A 25,432-nucleotide genomic window follows, 5' to 3' on the forward strand; every position below is an offset into this window, starting at 1 on the left:
ATTTTTTCAACATAGAATATTTACCCTAAGTGATTGCTAACCCTATAAGACCAAGAAATCATTACTTTATATAAAATATCTTTACGTAAAAATAATTTATCAAACATGCAAATGAAAAATAAATGTTAAATACTCTTTGATTGTTTACAAATTTTCTCATATAAGTATTCATGCAAAGACATTTTGTACACAAAATCGATCAATATTGTTTAAAGGAGACGAACAATGAATTTGAACGATCCAGCCGAAAGAGAAGACACTGCCTGTCTGGAGGTTGTCGGTCATACAGACAAACCAGGCTATAAGGAGATCCTGTCAGATGAAGCCCTTTCTTTTCTGACCGTATTGATACACAGATTTGGCGCCCGTCGTAACGCTTTACTGCAAGCACGCGAGGAACAGCAAAAGCAATACGATGCAGGCGCATTGCCAGATTTCAGAACCGACACGCAAGCGATTCGTGATGACACATCGTGGAAAGTGGCCCCACCACCACCAGAGCTATTGGATCGCCGCGTAGAAATTACCGGCCCAGTTGATAGGAAAATGGTCATCAACGCTCTGAATTCCGGCGCAAAAGTCTTTATGTGCTGCTTTGAAGATGCTTCTTCTCCAACATGGGAAAACATGGTCGAAGGACAAATCAATCTCAGAGACGCCAACGCAGGCACCATCAGCTACTTTGACGATAAAAAAAATAAGCAATATAAGCTGAATGCCAACCCTGCCCTACTGATCGCTCGTCCACGCGGCCTGCACCTGCCAGAGCAATCAATCCAATTCAATCAGCAAGCGATTCCAGGCTGTCTAATGGATTTCGCTTTGTACTTCTATCACAACTACCTGACCCGAGCGCAACAAGGGCTGGGCGTTTACTACTACATCCCTAAACTTGAAAGCATGGAAGAAGCAGCATGGTGGGAGGACGTATTTACTTTCACCGAAGATCACTTCGGCGTGGCTCGTGGCACGATCCGCGCGACGGTACTGATCGAAACCCTGCCTGCTGTGTTCCAGATGGAAGAAATGCTCTATGCCATGCGCGATCATATTGTGGCGATGAACTGTGGCCGCTGGGATTACATTTTCAGTTACATCAAAACGTTGAAAAACCATCCAGATCGCATCCTGCCGGATCGTCATGTGGTCGGTATGGACAAAGAATTCCTCAATGCTTACAGCCAGTTATTAGTCAGAACCTGCCACCAGCGTGGGGCGTTAGCCATGGGCGGCATGTCGGCCTTTATTCCAACCAAAGACCCGCAGGAGATGGAACGCGTTACCGCCAAAGTGATTGAAGATAAAGAACGCGAATCGCGCAATGGTCACGATGGCACTTGGGTGGCTCACCCTGCTTTGGTCGGCTTGGCGATGTCTGTGTTTGATAAAAATCTTGCAGGCAAAGTTAATCAGCTTGATTTTGTTAGCCCTACGCACGAGATCAGCGCAGACCTGCTGCTTAAACCGTGTCAAGGCTCGCGTGACGAAGCGGGTGTGCGCAAGAACATTCGCATTGCCCTGTACTACATTGAGGCATGGATTCAGGGTTCAGGTTGTGTGCCTATCTATGGCCTGATGGAAGACGCCGCAACCGCCGAAATCTCACGCGCAAACATCTGGCAGTGGATTCATCACGGCGTCAAGCTGGATGACGGCCAGACCTTCAACAAACAATTATTCCACACGTGGTTGTATCAGGAACTCGACACTATCAAACAGGAAGTGGGTGAGGCTCGCTATGCGGCAGGCCGCTTTGAGCAAACTGCTGACCTTTTCTATCAGTTGTCTACCGCAGAAGTGTTCGCCACCTTCCTGACCTTACCGAGCTACGAGCTTCTGCAAGGAGCCGCGTAAACAGAAAATCAGGAGATAACATGGGAAGTTTAACTCTAGAACAAGCACTAGCCGTTATTGACGGTACATTTCAGGCTGGACAAAAGAGCCACAGCGCTCCTCTGACGGTCGCTGTACTCGACAGCGGCGGCAAGCTGATTACGTTGCAACGACAAGATGGCAGTAGCATGATGCGGCCAGACATCGCAATCGCCAAAGCTTGGGGAGCGCTCGCGCTCGGCTGCTCTTCCAGAAAGCTCGCTCAAGACGCAGACAACCGCCCCGCGTTTATCTCCGCTGTAAACGTTCTGGCGCACGGTAATATGGTCCCTGTTCCGGGTGGCTTACTGATCCGTGACGCGGAGCAAAACCTCCTTGGCGCAGTGGGTGTCAGTGGCGATATCTCTGACCTCGACGAAAGCTGCGCCTTGCGTGGTATCACTCACGCCGACCTGTTCTGTGACGAGAACGCGGTATAACTCTTGATAAAAAAGCGGCTCCGGCCGCTTGTTTTGTTATCACTCTTAACGGTCAACCACGATACCACCCCATCACTGCCAACGAAACAACATAACAAACTAGCGTCTGCCCTTGTTTAAGAAACGATTTAAAAAAGTCAGCCTAGAGGGTGGCAATGTACAAACCGTAACTATCATAAACACCAATGCAATATAGCGGTACAAATCCGTAAAGGCAGAGTTATCTGTCTCGAATATGAATAACCAGTTTCTTACAAAGGTTTTGTCGAAAGTTAAGGAATAGTGTTGACTACCGAATTCAACAAAAACAAGAAAATAGACAATAAATAAAATCACTTTATCTTTGCGCAGATACAGTTCAGAGAGATAGTGGCAAATAATCACACCGAATAAACTGACAAATACGTACAGCCAAATAGACATTATTGTTCACCATTGGTGTAAACGCGGGCCAGCATCAGAGAATGGCTAGCCTTATTATCGCAACCAGTTAAGTAGTCACTGAAGGTAGCTCGTTCTTTCAACATCTTGACCATCGCAGGTACGAAGAGGATAGAAGCATCTATCCATGACCTAGGTCGTCTGACAAACATTAACATCGCCATAGATTAACAAACTAGCGTCTGCCCTTGTTTAAGAAACGATTTAAAAAAGTCAGCCTAGAGGGTGGCAATGTACAAACCGTCACTATCATAAACACCAATGCAATATAGCTATACAAATCCGTAAAGGCAGAGTTATCTGTCTCGAATATGAATAACCAGTTTCTTACAAAGGTTTTATAGAAGATTAAGGAGTAGTGTTGACTACCGAATTGGCCAAAAACAAAAAGATAGATAATAAATAACATCACTTTATCTTTGCGCAGATACAGTTCAGAGAGATAGTGGCAAATAATCACACCGAATAAACTGACAAATATGTACAGCCAAATAGACATTATTGTTCACCATTGGTGTAAACGCGGGCCAGCATCAGAGAATGGCTAGCCTTATTATCACAACCAGTTACTTTCATCATCGCGACCATAGAGGATAGAAGCATCATCCATGATCTAGGTCGTCTGACAAACATTAACATCGCCATAGATTAACAAACTAGCGTCTGCCCTTGTTTAAGAAACGATTTAAAAAAGTCAGCCTAGAGGGAGGTGTTGTCAGGAGCATAACTATCACGAACACCAATGCAATATAGCGGTACAAATCCGTAAAGGTAGAGTTGCCTGTCTCGAATAAAAATAACCAGCTATTAAGGAAGGCTTTGTCAAATGTTAAAGAGTAGTGTTGACTAAAAAAGTTAACAAAAACAAAAAAATAAACAATAAAGAAAATCACTTTATCTTTGCGCAGATACAGTTCAGAGAGATAGTGGCAAATAATCACACCGAATAAACTGACAAATACGTACAGCCAAATAGACATTATTCATCCCCTTCAAGATAGGGACTTATCGCAGATTTAGCGGTCACAGCGTTACCAATACCTTCAAAACCCAGAGCTGATTTAGACATCGAACGCCACCCTTTAGCGTAATCTCGTTTAAAGTATCGAAATAACAAAAGTTGTTCAGAGTCTGGCATATTGGTCCATTTTTGAACGACTCGCTTTTTAGAAACAAGGCCATATCCGCTTGAAGCGAGATCAACCACGGCATAAGCAGCGTCACCCTCTCGTTTACTGAAGCCGAGAGATGATGCAGCCTTGTGATATTGTTTGCGCAACATGCTATTCCGATTTCTATAGCTGCCAGTGAACTCCCCTTTCCAGTTTTGAATTACATTTCCTGCAATATTGTGTGAGTTTTCATAAATATTGTTACCACCATGCGCCATCATTGGCATGCCTACCGTACTACACCAAGATGCCCCCGCAATAGAGAAAATCGAGCTGGTAACACACCCCCCATAACCGACCGACAGTTGCCCAATCCCCGCCACTAGACCTAGACCATACACACCTAGCTCCAAGGCTTGATCAATCAGGCTTTGACGTTCTCGTCTGACTAGTCGGACAACCCTCTCTCCAACTAAAATACCATTCTCGTAGTCTCGCAATAGACATTTTCCAAGTAAACGATACTGCTCTCGGAACTCATGCTGAATGGTTGGGTCAGACAAGTGCGTCAGACTGTACGTGTTGGCTTGTTGAAGCAGCCCACGGACAATCATTTTCACCTCATCTTCGCCGATTTGACCTCGACTTGGGCTCATCGTTCGTCCTTATCCCTAACGTCTGAGAATGCTTGAAGCCATGAGGAAAAAGCTCCAGTATTTGCTCCTATATGCCTCCAACTGATGTCTCGGTACGAGATCAGCATGGTTTCATTCATTTCGTTGTCGTTGAAATCAATAACATGCGGCATATGTGTCGATAAAGAACGTATCAGCGCCCCTGTCAGCTTAACTTCGTAAAACAGTTCGCTGCCACCTTTAGAGCTTGGACGGTAGAAATTTAAGCAACATTTTAGTTCATCGCCATCAGAACAAGCCTGAGCGAGAATTGGACTGGCCTTATCTATCTTTTTCACTATTTGAATCGGGTGATGAATAGCCTTGTTATCGTAATCGATGGAATGAGAGAAAGACAAAACGGTGATCTGATCTTCATGACCAGATTGGTAGCTGTTCCCCATAGATAGGGGGGTATTACAAGCATGAGACAGACATCCGTTGTCGACACTCTCTATTGAAAGAAAAGCTCTTGTTGACATGTTATACCTCCGATAAAAAAATAAACGTACCAAACCTGGTCAAAAATCGCACTATTGCATATCGACCCTAAAAACGGTCAAAAAACAACCAAACCTTAATCAGTGACAGTATTTTGTACTGAAAAGCTAGATTTAATGCCGCTATTGACTGGTATATCGACAGATAGAGCCCAGCGGTGACGAAATTAATATCTTTCGGTATGTGATGCCCAATCAAAAAAAAGATTGAAATTACACCAATTCGAGGAAAATATGCGCCACGTGTCATTCTTGATATCATGCACGCACGGCTCAAAGCGCGAGTAACTGAAGGCAAGTTGGCCTTTCCTCATCTCGAGCATCGCAGGTGCGAAGAGGATAGCAGCATCATCCATGGCCTAGGTCGTCTGAGAGAGTCGTGGTAAGTAAAACTGGCTAAGATTAACCCGATGAACACCCATCGGGTTGCGATAGGAGGTTATTCGAACTGAGTCTGCCAACCTTTGAGGATTTGATTAATCTGACGCTTCTGGTTTGAGTTCATGCCTTTTACTAGTTTCTGCTGAACTTGAGCATGCTCTTCAATGATTTTATCAATCAAGGTAAATCCTTCATCTGTCAGTTGCACGGTGACACTGCGACGGTCTTGTTTACTGTGCTCACGCGCAATGAGGCTTTTGGATTCCAACTTATCAAGACGATTTGTCATCGCACCAGAAGTGAGCATCATAGAATCGATTAATTCAGAAGGGGTTAGGCGAAATGGTGAACCACTGCGCCGTAATGTGGCCAGGACATCAAACTCACCCAGCTTTAAGTCATAGCGCTTGTGCAATTGCGTGACTTCCGTTTCCATATGTTTGGCAATTCTGAGCAGCCTGCCCATGATGGCCATGGGTTCAGTATCTAATTCGGGCTTTTCCTTTGCCCATTGTTCGACCACTCTATCTATAGCGTCCATGAACTGGTTTCTCCACTAAGAAAATGACGTATCGAAGTATCTTAACATAAAGATACTTTACAAACAGAACTTTTAGGCGTACATTCACGCAAAATATCTTAATGTAAAGATAAAAATTATGAATATATTACTGGCGATGATCCCCGCTTTCTTCTGGGGTACAACATACGCAGTAACACAATATAGCTTGACTGATTGGCCTCCCCTACTGCTGGGAGCGATTCGCGCACTTCCTGCCGGGCTCTTGTTACTGATGATTAAGCCGTCTCTGCCAAAAAAAGGAGACTGGCAAATTCTCTTCAGTCTTGGACTGATTAACATTGCGACCTTCTTCGGACTGATTTTTGTTATGGCATTGACCTTGCCATCGGCCATTTCCGGTGTGGGTATGGTGTCTGTCCCCGTGTTTGCCATGGTGTACAACTGGGTAGTGAACAAAACTCGCCCTAGCCCGATTCAGGCTGTCTGTGGTGCGGCCCTAGTTGGTCTGGCTTGGATACTGTTCTCTCCAAGCTCCATTAGCCTCAATCCGATTGGTTTGGGGGCGATGCTCGCTGCCATCATGTGTATCGTTGCAGGTAGCTCCCTGACCAAGTCATTGGGCAACCGCATGCACTGGTGGACAGTGCTGACGTGGCAGCTGATTCTCGGCGGCGCGATTCTGTCTATCGCGGCAGGCTTTCAAGCGGTCGTGGACCCAGCGCAATACAGCAACGCACTAGTGAATTTCTCGCTTAGTAATGGCTTAGGTTTATTGTGGGTCGTCGGTCTCAACACCGCATTGGGTTACGGCATGTACGTGTGGCTTTTGCAACGCATGACTGTGGTGGACTTTACCTTTGGCGGCATTGCCAACCCAATTGCAGGTATCGTAACGGGACTGGTGCTGCTGGGTGAATCTTTTACCCCACTCCAATACAGCCTAATGAGCGGTATGATCGTGATGTCTCTTCTACCACAGGCAATACTGGCACTGAGACAAAACAAACCGTCACCAGCGCGGTGTCAATCAAGCTAAGTCCATTCGACCTATTGCAAAGGGCCACTTTTGATGTGGCCCTTTTTGATTGACTGCACATGTCAGGAAACAATGACTGGCTGCTCAGTTTCAGCAAGATAGTGAATCCACTCTTCAACCGGTAGAGGTTTGGCAAAGTAGTATCCTTGCGCAAATCGGCAACCAATATGCCGCAGAGTTGCAACGTGAGATTCAGTTTCGACTCCTTCTGCAATCACCGAAAATTCAAGAATCTGCGCCAATTTAAGTACCGCTCGGGTGATCTCGTAGTCAACTTTTGAGGAATTCACATCCTCGATAAAGCTCCGGTCAAGCTTGATGCAATCTGCTGATAGATTTTTGAGTACCGATAGTGATGAGTAGCCAGTGCCAAAATCATCAATGGCAATCTTGTAGCCTTTCTCACGTAAAGTCGCAATGGTTCGAACGCAGGTTTCAAAGTCACGCATCATATCGCGCTCAGTGATTTCCAGTAACAGCTGATGCGGCTGGCAGTCGGTGTTATCTAATATCTGTTGCAACTGCTGAGCTAAATCCGTTCGATAGAACATCCGCGCTGAAAAGTTAATAGAGAACAACAAGCCTTGTAATTCAATGCCATCACGTTGCCATTGGGTGATCGAATTCGCGACTTTTCTGAATACCCATGTGTCAATTTCAGTGATTAAATCCGTTTTCTCAGCCACTTCCAGAAATTCAGCTGGTGGAATCATCCCCAATTTAGGATGATTCCAGCGAACCAGAGCCTCGGCCCCAACAATGGTGTTTGAATCCAAATCCACCTTGGGCTGGAAATACACCACCAGCTCATCGTTGGCTATCGCTTGGCGAAGACCGATATTGGTCTCAACTAAGTCCGTCACTTCATGGGTCATCTTATCAGCGTAGACTTTGTACTGATCGCGGCCACATCGCTTGGCATGATACATAGCCGTATCCGCATTACGAACTAGAGTTTCACCATCCTTACCATGAAGTGGGAATTCACATACACCAATGCTGGTAGAAACAAAAATCAAGTTGTCTTCGATGTAATAAGGTTTGCGCAATGCCTTGTTGATTCGCTCTGCGAGTAATTCACCATCTTTAAGGCTGGCGTTAGAGATAACAATCATGAACTCATCACCGCCCATGCGTGCTACAAACCCTGAATCTCCAATTATCTTCATCAGAATTTCCGACATGTTAACCAATAGGTTGTCCCCAGATGCATGACCTAAGGAATCATTGATAGTTTTGAACTCATCGGTATCAAGATAAAGCAAAACAAACGACTCGCCATTTTTGGTACTCTGTGCAATTTCACGTTTGAGCTTTTTCGTCGCGAGCAGGCGATTAGCCAGACCAGTCAAAGGGTCATGGTGTGCGAGAAAGTCGAAGTTCTTTTTCTCATCATGCAGTTCTAAGTAAGCATCTGACAGGCGTGAGGCCATGTTGTTGTAGGCGCTTTCTATGTGTCCCCATTCGTCTTGGCGTCCTAGATCGATGGGCTTTTTAATCGAGTCGGACTCAAGACGATCAAAGCCGTCTTTTAAATCATCAAGTGGTTTTCGGATATGACGACGTACCACGTGACTCACCAGCAGCACAGATAGCAGCACAGCAGCAAAGCTCATCGTCACCGCATTGAGCCGCGATGCTTCGATATCTTTTTCCAGCTTTTTAGTTAACTCAAGCGCCTGATTGAGTACGCGCGCTTCGGTATTCTCCACCATGTTCAGTAGCTGAGTTTGTGCGTCCACCAGCGATGCCATCACTATCCAACGCTGCTCTAGGTTAGCGCGGATACGTCTCAAAGCCGAGTTATAGCGCTTGACCGTACGATGGATACGCTGCTTTTCTAGCACCACAGCTTCTGTTTTAATGTCGACGTTTTCCAGATGAAGTAGGAAGATATCAAGCTCTTTTTCGACCTCGATCAACAGCACTTTTTCTGTTTCAGGAGTAATTCTGCTGTGAATATCACCGACCATTTTACCTGCAGAAAGAAACGCTTCTCTCAGCATGTTGACTAAGTCTAACTCATTGTTGTAACGCATAAAGTCAGGCTCATTAATGTGGCGAAGCTTGCTGTCAGCAATCGCTAGTTCTAGTTTATCCAGCTGATCCGCTAAGGTTTCATCGATCTCATGAGTTTGCTTAAGTATGCGGTTTAGCGCTAGCGAACTGCCAAGAAATCGATGAAAGCTTTCGATAAACGCATCTATCCTCAACGAGAACGCTTGGTTGGTCGAGAGGTCGCGTAACCTCTGCAACTGGAAATCGACATTAAATGCTTCTTCTGACAAGGTGGTTTCACTGAAGAGAAATGTCTGTTCAAGCAGTTTTACTCTAGAGGTGAGCGCAAAAACGCGCCGACTGATCTCTGAATTGACGATAAGATCGGACACATGTGACGTAGTTTCCGTTTTTAGGGTCGACTCGACAGAATGAAGTGAGCGAATGACCATAAATACCGCGAAACTAACGATCAACAAAGAGAACAAGTTAGCAATGATCAGGCGCTGAGTTAGGTTAATAGGGCTGAATTTCATTGCGGCTTCCATATGCTGAGATACGCTTCGCGATAGCCATTTTGTGGGTCATATATCCCGCTATCTTTTGGGCTGATTAACTCTGCAACATTGTCAGGTGTCACAAGGTGCACAGGCGCGGAGTAGCCGCTAGGCGGCATGTTATGAAAAGCTCGATTAAGCTCATCAATGATTTGCCACCCCTGTAAGTAAAGGGGCTCAGGTACAGTAGCCAGCTGAAAGGTGTCGCTATCGATACGTTTGTAGGCGGCTTTGCTGCCATCGCCAGCAGAAATGTTCTGAGGCACCGGTTTATTGTCTTCTAAAATCGACTCCAAAGAAGGAATCGCATAATCGATATATAAATCATTGATAGCCAGTATGTGAGTGATCTCATCACCATGTTTTTCCCACAATTGATCGAGAATAGCAGGCATTTGTTGAGCAATCTTATCCAAGGGTAACGCTTTAAGTTCTAACACCTTACAGGTTGCACAGCGCTCAATGGCCGCAACCATAGCATCCGACTTAATCGTTGCAATCTTGTAGTTCGGATCAGTAAATACCAACGCATTAACATGGCGATTAGAATCCACAATCGCCAGCAAAGCGGCCACTTCTGCAACAGCCAATGGATCTGTGGTGATGTTAGTGAACAAGCCAATATCAGCGTTGCCCCCAGCGAGCTCCGTGGCATGCCAACCGATAACCGTAATACCTAAACTTTCAGCCAGCTTGAGGATACGCTTATGTCGGTGTGCATCAATCCCACCTAACACAATCGCATCGGGTTCAAAACCAATCGCCTTTCTTATCGCCGCGCCCTGGCGAACTTCTGAGCCAAGGCCGTCAATAAATCTTAAGTGCCAATCAAGGTGAGATATCGCTTCAGACATACCTCTCGCCACTCCATATACACCGCCATTACGAAGGTCTGAAGCAACGAAAATAATGTTTCTTTCACGAACAATTTTAGGGCCTATTTTCGGACCATCCCACGCCTGATCGCTGGCTATCGCGAGCGCTACTTTCTCTTTGGCATAGGTGAAAAAATCGATGTCAGTCGAACTAGCAAATAATGGCAAGCTACAAACGGTGGTGAGCAATAGGCTCGCCACACTCAAGAATTTATGCATACTTAGTATAAAAAATCTTTAACTCATAATTTTTATATATTTATAATAATGTTAATACACAATCAAAACATTTGGTAACAAGTATGCGATTTCACATCAATAAAGTGCTAACAGCCGCACTGACTGGCACTTTATGCGTTTCATCTTTTGCTTTTAGTTCCGACACTTCCCAAACCCAAAAAGATCAAAAGAAGTTGGAAACGTTTCAAAAGACAGTGAGCGGCGCTGCAGTTCCTGTCACTAAAACTGCAGCCGAGAAATCAATAAAAATCGCCTTAATTTACCCAAGTGCCGATATCTCTGATTTCTGGGTACGCAACTATACTGCACTAGTCGAACGCCTTAAGGATCTCGAAGTCCCTTTTAAAGTCGTTCAATATACCTCAAAACAAATCGAACACTCATTGCAAACTCAATATACCCAACAGGTGTTAAACGCTGAGAAGCCTTACGATTTTGTTATTTTTGGACCGTCAGAGCTTAGTCTGCAATCAGGAAACATCCAGAAGTTGTCCGCCTCTAACGATTTCAAAACCTTTATTTGGGCGTTTCATACTCCAGATTCACAGTGGCAGCACCAACCCGATGCATGGTTTGACTTTTCCAGCGCTATGGGGGCAGAAGTATTGTGTCAACATGTTGTCAAACATCTAGGCAACGAGGTCGATTTTGCTGCTAACCGAGGTATTCCTGGTATTACAGATACCCAGCGTTCTCAAGGGTTTATAGATTGTGTAAGAGAAAAAGGTGACTGGTTCACAGCCTACGAGCACTTCGGCCAATACCAGAAACTGGGCGGCGCTGATGGTGTCAAACTGGTACTGGATAACTTCCCTGAAGTTACTATGATCCATAATGCAAACACAGCGATGACAATGGGCGCCATTGATGCCCTAGCTGAAGCAGGGAAGCTCTCTGACATCTATGTCACTGGTTGGGGTGGTACGGCAAAGGAAATAGAAAAGATACGCTCTGACGAACTTGATGCCACTCCGATGCGCATGAGTGACGACCTTGGTGTAGCGACCGCAGAAGCGATAAAATTTCATTTGGAAAATCGAGCCGATGAAATTCCACTAATCTACCTTGGTCGCATCAGCGTGGTACACAATGAAATGGAGAATACAGAGCTCGATAAACTGACTCATGAAGCCTTTCGTTATTCAGGAGTCAGTAACTAGCCAAGTCTCTATAGTCCAACAAACCTCAATGCATGACGTTGTCATCGCATTGAGGTTTACACTGTAAACATCAATTCTCAACGATTAGTCAACGTAAATAGGCTTATCTGGGTTGGCCAGATAATCAAACATCATTTCAATGTCTTCGACCAAAACACGCCCTTGGGACAGTTGAGGAAGCTCATCCGGTGCAAAAAATTCAATTTCAGAAATCTCGATATTAGTCGTGGCTTCACCAGATACAAAATCACACAGAAAGAACATCTTATAGATATGAAACGGAAACTCTGGCTGATAGTCATGCACTGCACGATCTTTCACCGCCACCAGCCGAGGATTATTCACCACATAACCAGACTCTTCCAATACTTCACGCACAACACCTGCTTTCGGTGTTTCACACACATCACCCCAACCTCCGGGTAGCGTCCAGCAATCATCTTCTCTTTCTCTGACTAAGAGTATTTTTCCATCCTTGATCACAGCAGCGCGTAGGTCTATTTTTGGTGTTGGGTAACCTGATTCCGGAATAAACAGTTTCTGTACCTGCTCAACTGGGCTACCACTCAAATGAGCAAACATTTGATGGGCAATCTCATCTAACTGACGGTAGCGCTCCAGATCGTACTTATCTCTACCATACGTTTCACCAGCCTGTGCGATGGCTTTAATTTGTTTAGCCCAATCTAACCACGGTTGCATTCACGATTCCCTGCAAAAATCCAAACTTAGCGCCCATAGTAACCCATTCACTGTGCAATGATTCACTTATCGTCTCACTACTGACTTTTTTCACCAGATTCTGAGCAAGCTCCATTGCGCAATAACTCATAGAAACACCGCGCTACTGGGCCGGTTTTGGCCCCTTTGGGTAGAGTAAGATGAAGCGGGACCTGATAACAGTCACTCTCCTCCACATTAAGTACCTGCAACTGTCCTTGATTTCGCTTGGCAATAATGTGAGTCGGCAAACGGCAAAAACCCACACCCTGCTCTACCGCCCGAAAGGCGTGGTCAAAGTTATCAACAGTAATTCTCTGGTTGGATTTCAGCCAGCCGACATTTTGCGCCTGCTCATTGGTTTGAGACGCGCCAAGATCGCGAATAACGATCTGACAATGCGTCGCAAAATCGGCCATGGTTAAGCTTGTTTGCTGAGCAAGCGGGTGTTCGGTCGACACAACAGGAACCATACTGGTCAGCGAAAACGCCTGTGCCGGATAGTTGGTCACTGGCAGGGTGATGATGGCAATATCAGCCTGCGCACTAGTGACCATGTCAGATGTTTTCGATAGTGACGTTTCCACAACCTGAATCGAAGTCGCGCTGTTTTGCCTGAGGTAATATGCCATTGGACGATAGAGCAAAGACGGATCGCACAAGTGATCCATTGCAACAATTATTTCAGACTCAACGCCAGCTGCCATCTGCTGGCTAAGCTCCTCAAGTTCTTTTGCCTGATCCAGCATGCTATTTGCTCTACGCAGCAGAGACTGGCCATGCTCAGTCAATGTTGCTCGCTTACCTTTTACTTCAACAAGCTGAACACTGAGTTGCTCTTCCAGCTTTTTGACCGAGTAAATTAAGGTCGTGTGGCTCTTATTGAGCACGACCGCGGCGGCCTGAATGCTACCAGCTCTTTCTATCTCACGAAGCGTGACCCACTGCTCTAACGTGCTTTTTAATCTCACCGCTTTCAACCTGTCAGTTTTTTAGACATTTACACGCAATATTATGAACTTTTCTGTTTATTTTTTATAGGTAACAATCATCCTAACAGCAACCAAACACCACTTACGGAGAAACCATCATGAAACTATTGCAAGTCGATTTTGAATACCACGGTCCGATGGGAGAAGAAATGTCTCAGGCGTTGATAAAGCTAGCTGAGTCAATCAATCAAGAACCGGGCATGATCTGGAAAATCTGGACTGAGAGTGAAGCTAAAAAGCTCGGCGGTGGAATATACCTGTTTGAAGATGAAACCAGCGCTCAACGCTATCTTGAGATGCACGCTGCACGCTTAAAACAGATGGGGGTCGCAGAAGTACGCGGCATTATCTTCGACATCAACCAACCACTGACAGCCATTAACCAAGGCCCTGTAAATCAGCACGCAGCACAATGAACAACAAAACCTTCCTAACCCTACATGGCGGTATTTATACCGCCTTTGCTATCGCTCTGTTTTTTCTGCCCCATGTGATGTGGCCGATGTATGGCGTAGAAATCAATGATCGATACGCCTACTTCTTATCTCAACATACCAGCATCTTTTTGGGCGGGATGGCCGCTGTCAGTTTGTTTCTGCGCCACATTGAACACAAAGATACTATGCGCCAGCTGTTCAAAGCTCTGGTGGTGACTAACCTGCTTGGCGTAGTGATTACCGGCTACGCAGGATTTGTCGGCATTTTCGTCGGTTGTGGCTGGAGTGACCCGGCGTTTTTCACTCTGCTGACCATACTGAGCTATCGGCAGCTCACCCAGCAATAACGTAGTAACGAGCGCCTCTCATGATTAGGCGCATCGTTCTTGTCTCGCCTTTCATCCATTTACTGCGTAGAATACGCGCTCTTTTTCATCCCCAAACATTGATAGGCAGACAAGTTTGCACACAGTAGAACAACTAAGAAATGGCCAGCTGGCAGGCATTCAACGCCTTCAGCTTTCTGAGCAATTAACTGAGTTACCACGAGAGATCTTAACGTTATCTGACAGCTTAGAGATCCTCGATGTGTCCAACAATCTACTGTGCGAACTGCCGGAATGGCTGACCGAGCTTACCCAACTCAAGATTGTTTTTGCTTCCAATAACCGCTTTACCCGTCTTCCTTTGGTGCTCGGCCAATGTGAACGGTTAGAAATGGTTGGCTTTAAGAGCAATCAAATTGTCCGTGTGGCGGAAGAATCTTTACCAGAACAACTCCGCTGGCTGATTCTGACCGATAACCAGATAAAGCAGCTACCAGAATCTTTGGGCCACAGACCACGACTGCAAAAACTGGCGTTAGCGGGTAACCAGATCACGGCTCTACCAAAGAGCTTTAAAAATTTGTTTAATCTAGAGCTAGTCAGGCTGTCAGCCAACCAACTCGATGTGTTTCCTCAAGTCTTGCTTGAGCTGCCAAAGCTGGCTTGGATGGCGTTTGCGGGCAACCCATTCTGTGAGCGTCTGTCGCATAACGAAAGTGTCCCTCAGATCTCATCGGCCAGCTATTCAATCAATCACGTGCTTGGCCAAGGTGCTTCTGGGATAATCTCACACGCAGACTGGCTCGATAGGGATTTTGATTTCCCTGCAGAAGTCGCGGTAAAAGTATTTAAAGGCGAAGTAACCAGCGACGGCTACCCGCAAGATGAGTTGCAAGCTTGCCTGCAGGCAGGACTACACACGAATCTAGTCAAATCGATTGCACAGGTGAACGAAGATGATCACCTTGCGCTGGTCATGGAGTTGATCCCATCGGATTATTTTAATTTGGGATTACCGCCGACTCTGGATACCTGCACGCGTGATGTATTCAAACCAGAATTTACCCTTAGTGTCGAAAAGATCGAATACATCGTTGATCAAATGCTCAACGTTTTCAGCCACCTGCATGATAGCAAAGTCTGCCATGGTGATTTGTATGCCCACAACGTGTTGATCAATCGACAAGGTGAGATGATATTCGGCGATTTCGGCGCCGCTTCAGTGTACGACTATCTGACTGATGCTCAGCAGCAAGGTGTACGCCGCGTTGAGGCCAGAGCTTTGAGCCACTTTATTGAGGACTTGCTGTCAGTTTGCGATCATAACGACATAGGCAGCACTAGTTACCAACGCTTAAGTAACATGATGCGTTTGGCGGGCTAATCAATAGATGGGGTGAGTTGATACGACTCACCCGATTTGATCGATTTCGTCTTGTAAAGCTTCCAACTGTTCTAGAATGGCTAAGAATTTCTCTCCGAACTCTGTCACCTGATACTCCACTCTCGGTGGCAACTCGTTATAAATCACTTTATCGAGTATTCCAAACTCCACATTGCGCTTCAGACACTGATTCAACACCTTTGTCGATAGCCCCTCAACATTGCGCACCATTTCTCCCGGTCGATTAACCCCTGCAGCGAGCAATTGATAGACAGTTAACGACCATTTGCAGCCATAGATTGCTTCCACCATTCGCGCGCTGCTTTGGGGGGCAGTTTTTCTCGTAAAAAGTTTTTCTTTGTTATTCATAAAGATGGACCAAAAAGTACCTACCCTACTGATTTGTACTTACTATTCAGTGATTTACATTGCTCCTAATATTAGCACGTCACAATCAATCAGGAGAAAGAAAAATGACATACAGTAATCACGGTACCGCACTCATCGTCGGTGGTTCGAGCGGCATGGGTTTTGAAACCGCCAAGCTACTGCTACAAAATCAAGTCCCAGTCACGCTAGTAGGCAGAAGTGCCGACAAGCTCGCACAGGCGGCTAGCGAGCTTGGTGAGTTGGGCATGGTAAAAACGCATCAGACAGATTTGTATAATGCTGACTCTGTCTCGCAACTTGTACAGGAAATCCAAGATTCCCAGCAAACCATCAGCTATTTAGTCAATGCCGCGGGTTACTTTAACCCCAAAGCCTTCATTGACCATACTGAACAGGATTATGATCGCTACCACCAGCTTAATAAGGCGATATTTCAAATCACGCAGGCCGTTGCGCAAAACATGATTCAGGCCAACCGTGGTAGTATTGTCAATATTGGTTCCATGTGGGCGAAACAAGCGATTAAAGCCACACCTTCTTCAGCTTACTCGATGGCTAAAGCGGGTCTGCATGCACTGACTCAGCACTTGGCGATGGAGTTGGCTGATTACAATATTCGAGTCAACGCTGTCTCGCCAGCCGTGGTAAAAACGCCCATCTATGAAGCGTTTATTGACCCTAAAGACGTCGATCAGGCTTTGGAAAGCTTTAACGATTTTCACCCGATAGGTCGAGTCGGAACCGCGACGGATGTGGCGAACAGCATCAGCTTTTTGCTCTCGGATCAGGCGAGCTGGGTGACAGGAGCTATCTGGGACGTGGATGGCGGCGTGATCGCTGGCCGTAACTAATGCATATCAACCTAAGGAGTAACTGATGCTCAATATGAACTTTGCCCAGCGCGTCGTCATTGATACTGAGTCGATGCCTTGGGTTGCTAGCCCAGCCAAAGGCGTTTGGCGCAAACCGCTAGAGCGAGAAGACGCAGAATCCGGCCATACAACCAGTGTCGTCCGCTACGATGCGGGCTCTCGTTTCAACACGCATCCACATCCAATGGGAGAAGAAATATTCGTCTTGGAGGGTATCTTCTCCGATGAACAGGGGGACTACCCCGCAGGTAGCTATCTGCGTAACCCACCCGGCAGTCAACACGCTCCTTTCAGCGATCAAGGCTGTACCATCTTGGTGAAACTGAATCAGTTTGATGAGAGAGATAGCGCGAGCATCAGGGTGAACACCCACACGCAAGCTTGGTTACCTGGAATTGGCGGCCTTGAAGTGATGCCATTGCATGAGTTCGAACATGAACACGTCGCTTTGGTGAAATGGCCAGCGGGAGAAAGGTTTCAGCCGCATCGACATTTTGGCGGTGAAGAGATCTTTGTCCTATCAGGAGAGTTCGCCGACGAACATGGCCGCTACCCAAAAGGGAGCTGGTTACGTAGCCCACATATGAGCGAGCATTTTCCTTTTGTTGAGCAGGAAACAATCATTTTGGTCAAAACAGGGCACTTGCCCTTATTGCGCTAAATGATTCGATAACATGGCCATCTGGTTAACCTAGATGGCCAGTTCCGTTTGCCTATTTTCCACCTGCGATATCGATGAACGAACCGGTCACAAACGATGCTTCATCAGACAGTAGCCAAGCGATCGACTGAGCAACCTCTAGTGCCGTGCCACCACGTCCAAGCGGAATTTGAGAGGCGAGTCGGTCTACACGCCCTGGTTCACCGCCATCGGCGTGCATCTCAGTGTAAATGCAGCCCGGCCTGACGCCATTGACTCGAATATCACGTTCAGCCAGCTCTAAAGATAAACCTTTAGTTAAGGAATCCATCGCTCCTTTCGATGCGGCATAATCGACATATTCAAACGGCGCTCCTGTTCTTGACGCTGCCGATGAGACATTGACGATAGCTCCTGACGCATCCAGTTGATTGATAAACGCTTTGCAGCACAGGAAACAACTCACTACATTGGCTTCCATCACCTGTCTAAACCGCTCAACATCAACCTTATTCAACGTCGTTTGCTGAAACAAGACACCAGCGTTGTTCACCAGATGAGTCACCACACCAAAACGAGCCTTGACGACACCGAACATAGTTTCAACCTGATCTTCATCCGACACATCCGCTTGATGGGCGAACGCACGACCACCCGACTGAGTTATCGCCTCCACCACCTCATCAGCACGCTGGTGGTTCTTAAGATAATTGACACACACAGCGTAGCCCTGCTTTGCAAGAAGCTTTGCGGTTTCTGCTCCAATCCCTCTTCCCGCGCCTGTCACGATGACCACTTTATCCATCTGCTCGTCCTTTCCTTATCTTTTCTATTAGGTTGGTTTTACACTGTAAAATGCGTTGGTTCCTGCATTTTCTCCACACCACTCATTAAACGCTCAACCAGTAAGGTCAACGCCTTAGGTTGGTAGCGCCTTTGTTTATATACCAGATACGCCTGTCTCACACTACGCTGATACTGAGGCAACACTCGGACAATATTCATCCCTTCGTGAACATGCCTAAATGGTAAAGAAGCCACGCCTAACCCTTTTTCAACCGCACCGCATACCGCCAATATATCGTTAACAATCAACTTAGGTTTGACCGTCATGACATCAACCAAACGTTCCTGTTCGTAAACCGAGATGTCTAATGCATGATCGACACTAACCCAATCCAGCTTGCTGAGCTGCTGTAAATCTTTTACATTCCCCACTCGCTTGATGTATTCAGGGCTGGCAAAGAAGGCATGGCGAGCTTTAAACAAAGGTCTGGCTATCATGTCATTCATTTCTGCCAAATCGAAGGTGATCAATAAATCTCGGTCAGTTTGGGGAACGGCTTGCTCCTGACTCAGCACCAAGTCGAGTGAGACTTTGGGGTAATCAACCAAAAACTGTTCAACGACATCGCCCACAAAAGCACAATAAAAATTGTGGGGTAGTGCAAGCTTTATCTTACCCGAGACTTGCTGAGTATCTGAAACCATCTGACCAAAGCCAGACTCGATCGACTCCATACCGCTCTGCAACACCTCAAACGTCTGTAGACCACTTTGTGTTGCGACCAGCTCCCTACCCTTCTTCTCAAGCAAACGGATATTCAGACGCTGCTCTAACGCCGAGAGACGGCGCGACATGGTTGATACTGGCAATTGCAGTTTCTTAGACGCAGCCAGTAAAGAACCTTCTTCGACAACGCAACAGAACAAATAAAGGTCATCAATGTTTCCAAATATGGAATTCATACTTCTAAACCTGCTTATTTTTTTCACTTATGGCTAGTTATATCCTTAGTGACAACATAAGAACAAGCAGAGGAGGCGAAATATGAGTCGCAAACATTTTTGGATTTCAGCCCTACTTTCTTCACTGACTATGGCCGTCATCATGTCTGGATTAATTTCTGGCTATAAACTTGGCTTTAGTAGCGAATGGCCAGCGATCTGGCTCGACAGTTTTATCCTTGCGTGGCCAGCAGCACTCGTACTCAACCTGACCGTACTGCCGCTAATACGTAAGCTCTCAAGTTGGCTAGCTGGGGGCGGTGTTGTATCACAGGCCCAATGATTGCTTTGTGAGCGATACGGGAGCGTCTGATTTGCTCCCTCTTTCACTGTTTTGAAATGGTTATTGAATCATGATGTCGCGCAGTTGCTGTTCTCTTTGAGCGGTGAGCCAATTCAGGCATTGCTCTTTTAACGACGGATGAGGCGCAGTCACTAAGCGACAAGTCGCATCTCGGTGCTTTAACCACTGTCTTTGTACCTCTCGTAATTCGAAAGAATGAGGTTTCGGCAACATATACTCTGGGGATGGCAGCTTGAGATAATCCATCACCTCATGGTAAGTCGCATTGAGACGCCTGTCAGTTTCAGCCAACGGCGTAAGCACATTCTGGATATGACCTTGAACCGCTTTATCCAAAGCCTCAAGATAGCGGTTTTTCTGTTTTTGAATGGATTCACTAATCCAAGCTCCTCTCCCAGAACCACCATGCATTTCTTCTTGTTGCGCTTTAAGAGTAACAAAAGTCGTCATTTCGTTGTAAGCGGCCTCTATCAATGCTGAATACTGCCCTGAGAGTTGCGCATTCAAAGCACTTAACTCACTCTGACGACGAGTTTCTTGTTCTAGTGCATCTCTATTAGCGCAATACCCAGCACCTGCACCGCTGGAAATGTAATAGCATAGGTTAAAAGGCACCACTTGGTTGTCTTTCCAATGCTGATAATAGTCTTTGACCGCATATGACAGCTCAGCGGGAACCCAACCACCACGAGTGATGAGCCAGAATATCAGCTCAGGGTCGGGTTTACCAAATACACTCCCTTCACGCGATGCCTGTTCTGCCAACTCCCATACATCATAAAATGGCCAGTTACCATCTTCATCCTTTACGTCATACATCTCGAAGAACGCTTCTACGTCCCGCTCAGGTAGCTCTGCCGCATAGCGGAGCGTTTGGATTATCTGTTCTTCACCATAAAGCGATAAAGCGGGGTTGTGTTTTTTGGCCTTCTGATAGGTCTCAAGCGCGCTTTTAGGGTCTGACATTGATATACTGCCCGCTCTAAAAAACACCTTCTGAAGGTAGTTGTCTAGTGCCTCTTGATGGCCCTGCAAAGCGGCTTGCTGATAGTGATAGACACTCTGCTGGTCAGACAGGATATATTGATAAGCGAGCCTGAAATGCGCCTCAGCGCTGCCCTGTTCTGCGGCAGCCATGTATAACGATTTGGCTTGCTCCTCATCCCCCTGCTCAAAGAGTGTATTGGCTCGTTCAAGCGCATTCGTTTGTGCAGAGATTGCGGGAAATGCTACACAGCAGCTAAGAAATATCGCAAGTCGTTTACTCATCTGTCGTCCGGTACCTTATCTAACCAGCATCTATTGAAAGCGTTTATTACCTAAAAAACAATGCCCTGTCTAATCAGATGATGAGTTTTCTCAGTGTTCAGAAACAAAAAAGGGATCACGAGGATCCCTTTTTAGCAATTTTTCAGCACTCGTTAATGTGCCTGAGATTACAGCTCAGCGTTGTGGTAAACCTGCTGAACATCATCACAATCATCTAGCATATCGAGGAATTTTTGGAATTTCTCTGCATCTTCACCCGCAACCGGCGTGTGAGTTTGAGGAACGAATGTGATTTCTTCAACATCAAGCGTTAGATCTGGGAAAGCGCCGTTTAGAGCCGTCTTCGTTTTGAAGAACTCAGTGTGAGGGGCGAATACCGTGATCACACCATCCTCTAGTTCAACGTCTGTGACATCCACATCATCCATCATTAGCGTTTCTAGAATGATCTCGTCATCATCGCCTTTGAACTGGAATACCGCTTGGTGATCAAACATATGCGAAACTGAACCTTCAACGCCAATTTTCGCACCTGTTTTAACAAAACACTGGCGTACATCTTGGAAAGTACGGTTACCGTTATCCGTTAGACAATCAACGATAACACTAGTACCGCCAGGGCCAAAGCCTTCGTAACGTGCAGGAACGTAGTCTTCACCGCCGCCACCACTCGCTTTATCAATCGCTTTGTCGATAACGTGTGCAGGAACTTGGTCTTTCTTCGCTTTTGCGATCAGGTGCTTAAGAGACAAATTCATGTCTGGATCTGCACCGCCATTTTTCGCGCACATGTAAATTTCTTTACCGTATTTGGAATAAACTTTAATTTTTGCGCCAGCTGTTTTCGCCATCGAGGCTTTGCGCACTTCAAAACTTCTTCCCATCGGGATGTTCTCTCTAATTCAATTTAACGCGAAGGATTTTAGCAAAAATCGAGACCATTTCAATTTCTCGATGTCTTGCACATAGGGCGTCAGGCGACACCCATCACTCGCTTGTACTTGGCTACAGATTCGAGAAAAGATGCTCGTTCATCTTCATCTCTGATTTTATCCGCTTGCTGATCAATTTCATCTGGCCCTGCTTTCGCTTCACGCAGCTTCCAGACTAAAAATGAGGCCTGTTTATCAAGCTCAATTTTGTTTTTTTCGTTGGCCGGGAGGGTAGATAAATTAATCGACATACAAAGGGGCTGAATCTGCAAAAATATGGAGAGGGAATATAGCACATCCGCAACTTAAATGGACATCAAAGCACGACAAGTGCGTTAACTAAGATCAAAAAAAGAAAAATTAAGGGTGGCGATATGACCCACCCTTACATCGATTATCACTGTCATCACATCTAGTGCAGTATGCCTAGGTCTTTCGCTTCCTCTATGGTTAAGCCGCTTTCGCGAATCTCTCTTAATGCTTCAATACGACGACGAGCCTCCGCCGACTTAACACTTTTGGTTGGCTTCTGTGATTGTACTTCTTCCGTGAAGTCCCACTTGTCTGTGATTATCGTCATTTCATCATGGTCAATAGAATTAATGGACATTGTAACCTCCGAACAAACCATGCAAGGGACAGCTAATCTGTAGCAAAAGCTCGCCGTCCTTGTTAAGAATTTTAGCTTGATAATGTGATTGCGCTAATAGTTCGCACATAGTTACTGTTTTTTGTATAAATAAGCTTTGCGCGTGGCCAAATGGCGAAGTATATTTAAGGGATTACCCCTAACACTTGTAAGGCGATCCAGCTCTCACTTTTCACGCCAACTCCAGTGGTACTTCTCCTTCACAAATGACAAGCCTGTTCAGATACCAAACCTTTTTCGAGTCACTTCACTGTTTTAATCACGACTTCTTTTCAGTCAAAAACTAAAAGTTAATGATAATTATTCTCTTTTATTTTTAGGTAAGTGTGATTATGAGTGATAAAGAGTTAACGCATGCGGTACATCACGACCCGATCATTCAGGTTCGTAATTTGTGCATCGACTACATAACGGACAACGGCGACTTTCGCGCCGTGAAATCGGTCAGCTTTGATATAGGCAAAGGTGAAATATTTGGTCTTGCGGGCGAATCTGGCTGTGGTAAAAGTACGATAGCTTTTGCTATCAATCGCCTCCACAAGCCACCCGCGTTCATCTCTGAAGGGCAAATCCATTTCAACGGTCAAGATCTGCTTAAGCTGTCAGATCGCGAGATAAACGCGATTCGTTGGAGCGAAATTGCGATGGTTTTCCAAAGCGCAATGAATTCGCTGAACCCAGTTCTGCCCATTCAGGAACAGTTTGCCGACGTGTTACGCCATCATAAAGGCATGAGTGACCTTGAGGCGAAAGACCGAGCAGAAAAGCTGCTGGACTTGGTCAACATTCCCCGCGAACGATTAAGCGAATATCCTCACCAGTTCAGTGGCGGCATGCGCCAGCGACTCGTGATTGCGATTGCTTTGTCGCTCAACCCGAAGCTGATCATTATGGATGAGCCCACAACCGCACTGGATGTCGTGGTACAACGTGAGATCCTACAGCAAATCTATCAATTGCGTGAAGAGTTTGGTTTCTCAGTCCTGTTCATCACTCATGATCTGGCACTAATGAGCCAGTTGTGTGATCGGATTGCCATTATGCGCCACGGAGAAATCGTTGAAATCAATCAGTCGACGCAGATCCGTAACCATCCTCAGCATCCTTACACACAGAAGCTTTGGGCGTCATTCCCCAACATTCATACAGGTAAGCATCACGCGCAAGGAGCCACGGTATGAACCAGCCTATTATCCAACTCAACAATGTTGTCAAAGAATTCACGATTGGCGGTGGTTTCGCCTCACAAGATAGGTTTAAAGCACTGCAAGGCGTCAGCTTTAGTCTCCACAAAGGCAAAACTCTGGCTCTGGTCGGTGAGTCCGGTTGTGGAAAAAGCACCTGTGCCCGCTTGATCACCAAAGTCCACTCGGCCACATCAGGAGAGATCCTGTTTAACGGCAACAACATTGAACAGATCCAAAGCCGAAAAGCCCTGCTTGATTATCGCAGTAAAGTGCAAATGGTGTTTCAGGACCCGTTTGGTTCACTTAATCCAACTCATACTATTGCTCATCACCTCACCCGCCCTCTTAAGATCCATAAGCAGGTAAAGAGCAACCACGCCATCACACGACGATTGAATGAGTTATTGGACTTAGTCGAACTCGCACCAGACACATTAGAAAAGTACCCTCACCAGTTAAGTGGAGGCCAGCGACAACGGGTGAATTTAGCGCGAGCACTAGCAGTTGGCGCGGAAGTGATATTGGCTGATGAGCCAACATCGATGCTTGATGTTTCGATCCGGCTTGGCGTGCTTAAACTGATGCAAAGAATGAAGAAGGAGCTGGGTATCGGCTTTTTGTATATCACCCATGATTTAGCGACCGCTCATTATATCGCGGAGGAAACCGCCGTCATGTATAAAGGCCAGATTGTTGAGTGGGGTGACACACAGGCGATCTTAACCGATCCGCAACATCCTTACACCAAGCTGTTGATCTCTGCGGTACCGGATCCTGATCTGCCGTTTGGCCATCTGGTCAAGAGTGAACCAAACTACTCTGTGGACGCTGATCAAATTCGCGCGACTAGTGCAGTAGTGCAACAAGGCTATGATCAAATTGGTCCAAATCATTTTGTAAAACATTGGGTTAAAGCTGCATGATGACGCTTGATAACTGGGTTTCACACATCGACAACTGGTACCAAACACAGAAGCATGATCAAGGTATTGAAGCTTTAGTACTAGGTGTGCCTGACGAAGTTTGGGGGCCAGAGATTAGCGAATTACAAAGTAAAGCTATTGCCTGCTGGTTGGATACTTGTCTGCGAGTTTTCCATTTTGAGCGCTACTCACAACCTGATAAGGCTTACCAGTATCTGCAACTTGCCTACAGCAAACTCCAATTGTGCGCCTGCAAAAGCGAAACAGAGTTATTGTTAAAAGACTGGTGCATGAGACGCCTGCAAAACCTGGCGGTGCTCAGTTTAGAGTTTTGTAATCAACGTCCCGAAGCACACTGGCAAACTCAGTCACATCAACTGATTGAGTCACACGTCCAGTTTATGGCCGCACAAAACTGGAATGAATCATCGGAACGATGATCAAGGTTTATCCGCACAGTGTCATTGATCGTTTGAATGACAGTGTTACGGAGACCGTGTTGATATTGTTGAGATTTTCAAAAACAGCGATCTTATTGGTTTATCTGCGGTTGATTTGGATGATCGCAAAACCAATAGCGCTCACAACAAAACTCACGGTTTTTACACTGACGGAACAATGATCAAGGCTTTGCCATGATCATGCTTTCAGTGGTTGAGAAATAGCAGGCAAAAAAAAGCGAGTTCTTAAGAACTCGCGAAATATTCAGAATGAATGTAACAATATGAGCCAATCTATCAGGGATAATCCAGATCCCTTATTCATCAGAAAGGACAAAAGGTTGTCTATTCGAGGTAAATGTTATCCAAC

General features: G+C 45.9%; 28 protein-coding genes and 1 pseudogene. 13 read left to right on the plus strand and 16 right to left on the minus strand.

Translation table 11 applies throughout. The features are described from left to right. The first annotated feature begins 225 nt into the window (after positions 1-225). Both aceB and OH455_RS05135 read left to right on the plus strand, forming a co-directional pair. The gene (gene aceB, locus OH455_RS05130) at positions 226-1,854 is read left to right on the plus strand and encodes a malate synthase A (RefSeq protein WP_269980586.1); all 1,629 of its coding nucleotides are present in this window, start codon (positions 226-228) and stop codon (positions 1,852-1,854) included. A 20-nt stretch (positions 1,855-1,874) separates the two neighbouring features. Continuing rightward, a complete protein-coding gene (locus OH455_RS05135; RefSeq protein ID WP_045977117.1) occupies positions 1,875-2,312 on the plus strand; it encodes a GlcG/HbpS family heme-binding protein in 438 nt (145 codons plus the stop codon). Positions 2,313-2,734: 422 nt separating this feature from the next. On the opposite strand, the gene OH455_RS05140 is transcribed toward OH455_RS05135, so the two are convergent. From OH455_RS05140 to OH455_RS05160, 5 genes are all read right to left on the minus strand, one after another. Beyond that, positions 2,735-2,905 carry a hypothetical protein gene (locus OH455_RS05140; protein ID WP_269980587.1) on the minus strand — a complete coding sequence of 57 codons (171 nt, stop codon included), beginning with the start codon at positions 2,903-2,905 and terminating at the stop codon, positions 2,735-2,737. 346 nt (positions 2,906-3,251) lie between these two features. Then, positions 3,252-3,386 (minus strand): hypothetical protein, encoded by a 135-nt coding sequence (locus OH455_RS05145; protein WP_269980588.1) that lies wholly within the window; start codon positions 3,384-3,386, stop codon positions 3,252-3,254. A gap of 346 nt (positions 3,387-3,732) precedes the next feature. Further along, positions 3,733-4,521, minus strand: a complete 789-nt coding sequence (locus OH455_RS05150; protein WP_269980589.1) for a DUF4225 domain-containing protein — start codon at positions 4,519-4,521, stop codon at positions 3,733-3,735. Further along, a complete protein-coding gene (locus tag OH455_RS05155) occupies positions 4,518-5,021 on the minus strand; it encodes an Hcp family type VI secretion system effector (protein ID WP_206369553.1) in 504 nt (167 codons plus the stop codon). Before OH455_RS05155 ends, OH455_RS05150 begins: the two co-directional genes overlap by 4 nt. A 457-nt stretch (positions 5,022-5,478) precedes the next feature. Next, positions 5,479-5,961 (minus strand): MarR family winged helix-turn-helix transcriptional regulator, encoded by a 483-nt coding sequence (locus tag OH455_RS05160; protein ID WP_045977122.1) that lies wholly within the window; start codon positions 5,959-5,961, stop codon positions 5,479-5,481. A 118-nt stretch (positions 5,962-6,079) separates the two neighbouring features. Between OH455_RS05160 and OH455_RS05165 the strand changes: the two genes are divergently transcribed. Beyond that, on the plus strand, positions 6,080-6,979 hold the full coding sequence (locus tag OH455_RS05165; protein WP_269980590.1) for a DMT family transporter: 900 nt from the start codon (positions 6,080-6,082) through the stop codon (positions 6,977-6,979). 62 nt (positions 6,980-7,041) lie between these two features. Here OH455_RS05165 and OH455_RS05170 read toward each other — a convergent pair whose 3' ends face one another. Then, entirely contained in the window at positions 7,042-9,513 is a 2,472-nt protein-coding gene (locus OH455_RS05170; protein WP_269980591.1) for a putative bifunctional diguanylate cyclase/phosphodiesterase, read from the minus strand. Continuing rightward, a complete protein-coding gene (locus tag OH455_RS05175) occupies positions 9,510-10,628 on the minus strand; it encodes a substrate-binding domain-containing protein (RefSeq protein ID WP_269980592.1) in 1,119 nt (372 codons plus the stop codon). Before OH455_RS05175 ends, OH455_RS05170 begins: the two co-directional genes overlap by 4 nt. A gap of 83 nt (positions 10,629-10,711) precedes the next feature. Between OH455_RS05175 and OH455_RS05180 the strand changes: the two genes are divergently transcribed. Further along, positions 10,712-11,809: a substrate-binding domain-containing protein gene (locus OH455_RS05180; protein WP_269980593.1), complete on the plus strand. Its 1,098-nt coding sequence runs from the start codon at positions 10,712-10,714 to the stop codon at positions 11,807-11,809. An 84-nt stretch (positions 11,810-11,893) separates the two neighbouring features. Here OH455_RS05180 and OH455_RS05185 read toward each other — a convergent pair whose 3' ends face one another. Together OH455_RS05185 and OH455_RS05190 are read right to left on the minus strand one after the other, a co-directional pair. Continuing rightward, positions 11,894-12,511, minus strand: a complete 618-nt coding sequence (locus OH455_RS05185) for an NUDIX hydrolase (protein WP_269980594.1) — start codon at positions 12,509-12,511, stop codon at positions 11,894-11,896. A 77-nt stretch (positions 12,512-12,588) separates the two neighbouring features. Further along, positions 12,589-13,500, minus strand: coding sequence for a LysR family transcriptional regulator (locus OH455_RS05190; RefSeq protein ID WP_269980595.1), 912 nt, complete (start codon positions 13,498-13,500; stop codon positions 12,589-12,591). 119 nt (positions 13,501-13,619) lie between these two features. On the opposite strand from OH455_RS05190, the gene OH455_RS05195 reads away from it, so the two are divergent. The 3 genes from OH455_RS05195 (at position 13,620) to OH455_RS05205 (ending at position 15,668) form a co-directional block, all read left to right on the plus strand. After that, positions 13,620-13,937 (plus strand): monooxygenase, encoded by a 318-nt coding sequence (locus OH455_RS05195; protein WP_269980596.1) that lies wholly within the window; start codon positions 13,620-13,622, stop codon positions 13,935-13,937. Beyond that, positions 13,934-14,305: a hypothetical protein gene (locus tag OH455_RS05200; protein WP_269980597.1), complete on the plus strand. Its 372-nt coding sequence runs from the start codon at positions 13,934-13,936 to the stop codon at positions 14,303-14,305. The genes OH455_RS05195 and OH455_RS05200 overlap by 4 nt, the downstream gene beginning before the upstream one ends. 115 nt (positions 14,306-14,420) lie before the next feature. Continuing rightward, positions 14,421-15,668: a leucine-rich repeat-containing protein kinase family protein gene (locus OH455_RS05205; protein ID WP_269980598.1), complete on the plus strand. Its 1,248-nt coding sequence runs from the start codon at positions 14,421-14,423 to the stop codon at positions 15,666-15,668. 27 nt (positions 15,669-15,695) lie between these two features. On the opposite strand, the gene OH455_RS05210 is transcribed toward OH455_RS05205, so the two are convergent. Then, positions 15,696-16,037 carry a winged helix-turn-helix transcriptional regulator gene (locus tag OH455_RS05210; RefSeq protein WP_019277418.1) on the minus strand — a complete coding sequence of 114 codons (342 nt, stop codon included), beginning with the start codon at positions 16,035-16,037 and terminating at the stop codon, positions 15,696-15,698. Between the two features lie 104 nt (positions 16,038-16,141). Between OH455_RS05210 and OH455_RS05215 the strand changes: the two genes are divergently transcribed. Both OH455_RS05215 and OH455_RS05220 read left to right on the plus strand, forming a co-directional pair. Continuing rightward, a complete protein-coding gene (locus OH455_RS05215; protein ID WP_269980599.1) occupies positions 16,142-16,909 on the plus strand; it encodes an SDR family NAD(P)-dependent oxidoreductase in 768 nt (255 codons plus the stop codon). A 25-nt stretch (positions 16,910-16,934) separates the two neighbouring features. After that, positions 16,935-17,591, plus strand: a complete 657-nt coding sequence (locus OH455_RS05220; protein WP_045977130.1) for a cupin domain-containing protein — start codon at positions 16,935-16,937, stop codon at positions 17,589-17,591. A gap of 52 nt (positions 17,592-17,643) precedes the next feature. On the opposite strand, the gene OH455_RS05225 is transcribed toward OH455_RS05220, so the two are convergent. Both OH455_RS05225 and OH455_RS05230 read right to left on the minus strand, forming a co-directional pair. Next, positions 17,644-18,375, minus strand: coding sequence for an SDR family oxidoreductase (locus tag OH455_RS05225; protein ID WP_206369564.1), 732 nt, complete (start codon positions 18,373-18,375; stop codon positions 17,644-17,646). A gap of 38 nt (positions 18,376-18,413) precedes the next feature. Next, positions 18,414-19,319 (minus strand): LysR family transcriptional regulator, encoded by a 906-nt coding sequence (locus OH455_RS05230; RefSeq protein WP_269980600.1) that lies wholly within the window; start codon positions 19,317-19,319, stop codon positions 18,414-18,416. An 82-nt stretch (positions 19,320-19,401) separates the two neighbouring features. Here OH455_RS05230 and OH455_RS05235 point away from each other — a divergent pair, with 82 nt between their 5' ends. Then, entirely contained in the window at positions 19,402-19,641 is a 240-nt protein-coding gene (locus OH455_RS05235; RefSeq protein ID WP_269980601.1) for a DUF2798 domain-containing protein, read from the plus strand. Positions 19,642-19,701: 60 nt separating this feature from the next. Here OH455_RS05235 and OH455_RS05240 read toward each other — a convergent pair whose 3' ends face one another. The 4 genes from OH455_RS05240 to OH455_RS05255 form a co-directional block, all read right to left on the minus strand. Next, complete coding sequence (locus OH455_RS05240) at positions 19,702-20,931, minus strand: lysozyme inhibitor LprI family protein (RefSeq protein WP_269980602.1); 1,230 nt, start codon at positions 20,929-20,931, stop codon at positions 19,702-19,704. Positions 20,932-21,098: 167 nt separating this feature from the next. After that, complete coding sequence (locus OH455_RS05245) at positions 21,099-21,815, minus strand: YebC/PmpR family DNA-binding transcriptional regulator (protein WP_198562688.1); 717 nt, start codon at positions 21,813-21,815, stop codon at positions 21,099-21,101. A gap of 89 nt (positions 21,816-21,904) precedes the next feature. After that, positions 21,905-22,114, minus strand: coding sequence for a DUF3283 family protein (locus OH455_RS05250; RefSeq protein WP_006959884.1), 210 nt, complete (start codon positions 22,112-22,114; stop codon positions 21,905-21,907). Positions 22,115-22,275: 161 nt separating this feature from the next. Further along, positions 22,276-22,473 carry a PA3496 family putative envelope integrity protein gene (locus OH455_RS05255; protein WP_269980603.1) on the minus strand — a complete coding sequence of 66 codons (198 nt, stop codon included), beginning with the start codon at positions 22,471-22,473 and terminating at the stop codon, positions 22,276-22,278. A gap of 371 nt (positions 22,474-22,844) precedes the next feature. Here OH455_RS05255 and OH455_RS05260 point away from each other — a divergent pair, with 371 nt between their 5' ends. The 3 genes and pseudogenes from OH455_RS05260 (at position 22,845) to OH455_RS05270 (ending at position 25,090) form a co-directional block, all read left to right on the plus strand. Then, positions 22,845-23,693, plus strand: coding sequence for an ABC transporter ATP-binding protein (locus OH455_RS05260; RefSeq protein WP_269980604.1), 849 nt, complete (start codon positions 22,845-22,847; stop codon positions 23,691-23,693). Then, positions 23,690-24,622, plus strand: a complete 933-nt coding sequence (locus OH455_RS05265; protein ID WP_269980605.1) for an ABC transporter ATP-binding protein — start codon at positions 23,690-23,692, stop codon at positions 24,620-24,622. Before OH455_RS05260 ends, OH455_RS05265 begins: the two co-directional genes overlap by 4 nt. Beyond that, positions 24,619-25,090 (plus strand): annotated as a pseudogene (locus OH455_RS05270) (transcriptional regulator). Before OH455_RS05265 ends, OH455_RS05270 begins: the two are co-directional and overlap by 4 nt. Positions 25,091-25,432: the final 342 nt, after the last annotated feature.

It is taken from the genome of Vibrio sp. T11.5, from assembly GCF_027587155.1.
Classification (GTDB): Bacteria; Pseudomonadota; Gammaproteobacteria; order Enterobacterales; family Vibrionaceae; genus Vibrio; species Vibrio neptunius.